A 4,948-nucleotide genomic window follows, 5' to 3' on the forward strand; every position below is an offset into this window, starting at 1 on the left:
GAATTTCGCTGAAATTTTCGCCCGAAATTCCGCTGTAAATCCCTAAATTTTCGAGCGCCTTTAAGATCGGCTCGGCGCTTGGTTTAGGGTTTTTCACATCCTCGCGCCCGACGATGGTGCCGAAAAATTCCGCAATGCCCAGATGCTGTAATAAAATTTTAGAAAATTTCGACGTCTTGGTCGTCACGACGCCTAAATTTGCAAACTCGCTCGCTTCCCGCACCGCCTCATGCGCGCCACTTAACAGAACGGTCTGATCCAAAAATATCTGCTCATATCGCTGTTTGTAAGCGCGCACGAAATCCTGCACATCCTGCGTCGCACCCAAGCGCTCAAACATCACTTCCAGCGGGTGCCCGATGAGTCTTTTAATCTTCTCATCGCTAGGATCCGTCGCACCAAAATGCGCAAACGCGTAGTGGAATCCGTCCAGTATAGCGGGAGTAGAGTCAATGAGCGTGCCGTCCAGATCAAAAAGTATAGTGGTTTGAAATTTTCGCATTTTAAAATTTAATTTGGATATAAAAAAAGCGGAGCCGAAGCCCCGCTTAAGGAGTTTTAGAAAAGATTATTTTCTAAATTTAGCGTCAACGCGTCTATTTTGAGCGCGACCCGCTTTTGTAGAGTTTGAAGCGATAGGCTTAGACTCGCCGTAGCCTACGGAGCTGATTCTGCTAGAATCTACACCGAAACTCTTAAGCGCGTCTGCAACGGCAGCAGCTCTGCGCTCGGAAAGTTTTTGGTTGTGAGCATCCGAGCCGGTGCTGTCTGTGTGACCCTCTAAGATTACCTTATAATCAGGGTGAGCCACCATTACATCGCTTACATTTTTGATCTGATTCATAAACTCAGGGGAAATTTTTGAGCTATCGGTAGCGAAATTTACGCCTAAATTTAATCTAATAACTTTCTCGCAGCCGTACTCATCGACTACTACGCCGGCAGGTGTGCCAGGGCATCTATCGACATTGTCGCATACGCCGTCGTTGTCAGCATCTTTGCAAGCTGTAGAAACAGGAGCAGGAGCTGCATCTGCATGTCTCTTGCCGAAATCTACCGCAAAGCCTAGAGTATAGAACAATACGTGGTTGCCGTCGTCAAATCTGATAGCATCGCGTGCCTCAAGTTTTGTAGCGAAATTGTCGGTGATGTAGTATTTTAGACCTAGACCGTACTGACCGAAGCCGCTATCTTGATCGCCGTCGTTGTAAACATCTCTAGTGTAGTCCATATATCCGACACCTAGTAAGCCGTATAGTTTGAAATCATCGGTAAAATTTACCAAGTCTTTTACCGCATTGATGTGATAGTATCTGGCGCTAGGCTTAGCGTTGCCAGCTCTGTAAGCTAGATCCTCTACACCGATATGGCGAGAATAATCGAAACCTGCCTCTAATTGATCGATGAATGAATTCTGTAGGTTTTTAGCAAGGCGTAGACCGAACATAAAATTCGTATCTAAATCCATATTTCCCTCATGAGTCATTCCGCCAACAGTAGGAGTAATCTCCCAGTGGTAATCAGCATCTGTAGCGAGCAACGCGCTAGATGCACATAAGCTTAATGCAAGTAAAACTTTTTTCATTAAACATCCTTTCAAATAAAGTTGGTTTGATATTACCATAAAATTTTTAAAGAATTTACAAATATACGACAATTTTGCCGCAAATTTTGTAAAAAACTCATTATCTCTTTGAAAATTGCGGGCTTCTGCGCGCTTTGCGGCGGCCGAATTTCTTTCGCTCGACCACGCGGCTATCGCGAGTTAGCAGACCTTTCGGCTTAAGAGCCGCTCTAAAATCTTTATCCATCGCGGCAAGCGCCTTTGAAATTCCGTGCTTTAGCGCATCTGCTTGAGCCGAATATCCACCGCCCAAAGTCTGCGCGGTGATATCCATCGAGGTCTCTTGCTTAGTCGCCAAAAGCGGCTGAACGACTCTTAGCTTGATCGCCTCGTGACCGCCTAGCCAGGTGTTTAGATCCATGCCGTTTACTACGATCTTGCCGCTTCCCGGTTTTACCCAAACCTTAGCTACGGCAGTTTTTCTCTTTCCGGTTGCATAAATTGTCGCCATGATTATTTTCCTTTTTTAGTTGTTTGCGCAGTATGAGGGTGCTCGCCGCCTTCATATACGAATAGCTTTTTGATCATCGCCTTGCCGAGCTTCGTCTTAGGAAGCATGCCGCGAACCGCAAGTCTGTATAGTTTTGCGGGATTGTTTTTAAGCAGGTCTTGGAATTTCACGCTCTTTACGCTTCCGAAATAGCCCGAGTAGCTGTGATAAAGTTTGTCGTCGCCTTTGTTATTGCCTGTAAATACGGCCTTTGAAGCGTTGATGATAACGACGTAGTCTCCGCAATCCACGTTTGGAGTATAGCTTGGTTTGTGTTTGCCGCGTAGCAATACGGCGACTTCGGTAAGCATTCTACCGAATCTTTTGTCGGTCGCGTCGATAACGACCCAGTCGCGCTTAACTTCGCTAGGCTTTGTAATTTCTGTCATGGTTTCCGCCTTATTAAAATTTGAGCTGTGATTATATAGAAATATCCTTATGTATAGCTTAATTTAAGCTATATTTAATATATCTGCGCTCAAATTTCATTTAAATTTTAAAATTTTATCCCTCTTCATTTACTTCGATCAGCTTAGCGCCCGCAGCTTCGAGAACCAGCACGAAGGCACGCACTCTCGCATTCGGATAAAACTCGCGGATTACGCTTTTATACCGCGCTACTTGGGCTTTGTTTTGCGCGAGGTATTTTTCGGAGCTTTTGTAATCAAAAAGCAAAATTTCATCCTGCCTAAAGCACGCCAGATCCACGCGCAAGAGCTCACCCTCTGCGCTTTTGATCGGCATCTCTTTATAAGCTTGAGCACCCTTTATCAGAGCTAAAAATTCCTCGTTTTTACTTAGGCCGAGCACCCGCGCCGCGATATTTTCAAAATCCGCATCGTTTAAAAATTTAGCGTAGCGGCCCCTTGCCAGGCTTACTCCTCGCAAAATTTCATCCGCCGTAAAGCCTTCGCTCATCTCCAGAGCATAGTGCAGCGCCTCGCCGAAATATATCGCGCTTAGAGCTTCCGCTTCGCCTCCGCTAGCTTTTTCTTGCGCGCCTTGAGGCTCGCCCGCTACGAGCGCGATCTTTTTGCGCGGCGGTTTTTCGCTCGTTTCCGCAGGGCTTGGGATCACATAGCCGTACTGCAGATCGGGAATATCCAGCCACTCTAGTAAGCCCGCGTCTTTGCCCTTTTTAGCGTATGGGCTAAAATAGCTGTAGTTGTGGCCGTTAATGCCCTCCTCTGCGCGCTTTATGATGATTAGCGACCGCTCGGCGCGGGTAAAGGCGACGTAGAGCTTGTTTATGTCCTCCTCGCGCTCAAGCCGCTGCCTATCCTCTATAACCTGCTTAAACTCCTCATCCAACGCCTCTCTATTTTTAAATTTATAAAAAATTTTCCATCTATGCGAGCTATAATCGTAACTCGTGATAAATTTCGATCGGTCCGTGCCCTTAGAACCGATATTGTCGCAGACGATGACGTGCGGAAACTGCAGCCCCTTGGACTTATGCACGCTCATTATTTTGATGCCGCTTTGCTCCTTTGAAAACGCCTCGTTCTCGCCGCCGTAAAACAGATACTCGCTAAAGCTGCTAAATTTCGAAAGCGTCTCAAAAAACAGCAGCAGATCGGTATCTGCGTAGTTCAGCTCTAAAATTTCGGCGATGAACTCGGCCGTTTTTTGCGCGCCTTTTTGCAGATCCGCTTTGATCTTTTTGGGCCGCCTGCCTAGGATAGCCTCAACGTTTCGCAGATAAATTTCATCGCCGCCCACGCAAAATTTCGCATACTCTATCACCGCAGCCACCTGCTCGCTGCACTCTAGCGCCTTGCTCGCGCCGCTTGAGACCTCATAGTCCGCGCCGAGCATATCTTTAAGCAAATTTACGTGATCGTTCTTCCAGCACAAAATCGCGATGTCGCTCGGGCTCACGCCGCACTCTTTAATGAGCCTGCGAGCCTGATCCGCCGCGCCCGCTAGCACATCATCGTAAGAAAACGCCCCCACGTAGCCGTAATCGTCTGGCTCGATCGCAAAAAGCTCAAAGCTGGGATTGTTTAGCGGATAAGCTTTAATCTTTTCAAGCAAGACCTCGCCCAGATCGGCGCTCAGCTCGTTTGCCGCCTGCTGATCGAGATAGCCCTCAAATTTATCTCTGAAAATTTTATTTACAAATTTCACGATGAGCTTTAAACTGCGGTAATTACGCGGCAGGCTCTGCGTCCTGATCTGCGGAAATTCATCCTTTAAAACGTCGAAAATCTCCTTTTTCGCGCCGCGAAATTTATAGATGCTCTGCTTCTTATCGCCGACGTAAAAGAAGCTCCCGCACCGATCGCACGCGCCCACGCCCGCAAGCGCCTCGGCGATGAGCGGCAGCATGATCTCGTACTGGCAGACGCTGGTGTCTTGAAACTCGTCGATGAGGATGTGAGTGATCTTCGAATCGAGCCTGAAATACAGAAGCTCGCGGTTTTCTCGCAGTGCGGGCGAGCTCGGATTTAGCAGCGAGTGCACGGCGTTTGCGACGTCTTTGAAGGTGAGCTTGCCGCTTTTTCGCTGCACGCTTTTTTTCGCGGCGGCGTAAATTTTAATCAAATTTCTAAATTTAGCTAGATGCATCGTATTAAGGCGCGCGATCTGCCGCGCAATCTCACTTTTTAGCTCCGCTAACTCGCCGTCAAGATGCGCGATCTTTTTAAGCTCGCTGCGATTATAATCAAAGCTGCCGTTAGAAAGCGCCGAAAGAACGTAGCCAGAAAGCTCCGCCAGATCGCTTACGCAGCCAAGGCCCTTGATCGAGCGCTCGCTTGTGCCCGCATCTATCGCCGCGCTTTTTAAATTTGATAAAATTTCATTGACGCGGCCAAGATCGGGCGCGGGCA

Annotated in this window: 5 protein-coding genes; all 5 read right to left on the bottom strand. The window is 47.7% G+C overall.

Annotation, left to right across the window (positions count from 1 at the left end):
• On the bottom strand, positions 1–502 hold a 502-nt coding region (locus tag Q0438_RS08045; protein WP_299189983.1), incomplete at its 3' end, for an HAD family hydrolase.
• A 66-nt stretch (positions 503–568) separates the two neighbouring features.
• Entirely contained in the window at positions 569–1,585 is a 1,017-nt protein-coding gene (locus Q0438_RS08050; RefSeq protein WP_299189985.1) for an OmpA family protein, read from the bottom strand.
• 100 nt (positions 1,586–1,685) lie between these two features.
• Complete coding sequence (gene rpsI / locus Q0438_RS08055) at positions 1,686–2,075, bottom strand: 30S ribosomal protein S9 (protein WP_005869670.1); 390 nt, start codon at positions 2,073–2,075, stop codon at positions 1,686–1,688.
• Positions 2,076–2,077: 2 nt separating this feature from the next.
• Complete coding sequence (rplM, locus tag Q0438_RS08060) at positions 2,078–2,503, bottom strand: 50S ribosomal protein L13 (protein ID WP_005869672.1); 426 nt, start codon at positions 2,501–2,503, stop codon at positions 2,078–2,080.
• A gap of 115 nt (positions 2,504–2,618) precedes the next feature.
• On the bottom strand, positions 2,619–4,948 hold a 2,330-nt coding region (locus Q0438_RS08065; protein ID WP_299189986.1), incomplete at its 5' end, for a UvrD-helicase domain-containing protein.

Origin of the sequence: uncultured Campylobacter sp. (assembly GCF_938030785.1) — a bacterium.
Taxonomy (GTDB): Bacteria; Campylobacterota; Campylobacteria; order Campylobacterales; family Campylobacteraceae; genus Campylobacter_B.

Excerpts from the sequence above, each read along its gene's own strand:
- Q0438_RS08050 (WP_299189985.1), bottom strand. The coding sequence starts at position 1,585 with ATGAAAAAAGTTTTACTTGCATTAAGCTTATGTGCATCTAGCGCGTTG.
- rpsI (WP_005869670.1), bottom strand. The coding sequence starts at position 2,075 with ATGGCGACAATTTATGCAACCGGAAAGAGAAAAACTGCCGTAGCTAAG.
- rplM (WP_005869672.1), bottom strand. The coding sequence starts at position 2,503 with ATGACAGAAATTACAAAGCCTAGCGAAGTTAAGCGCGACTGGGTCGTT.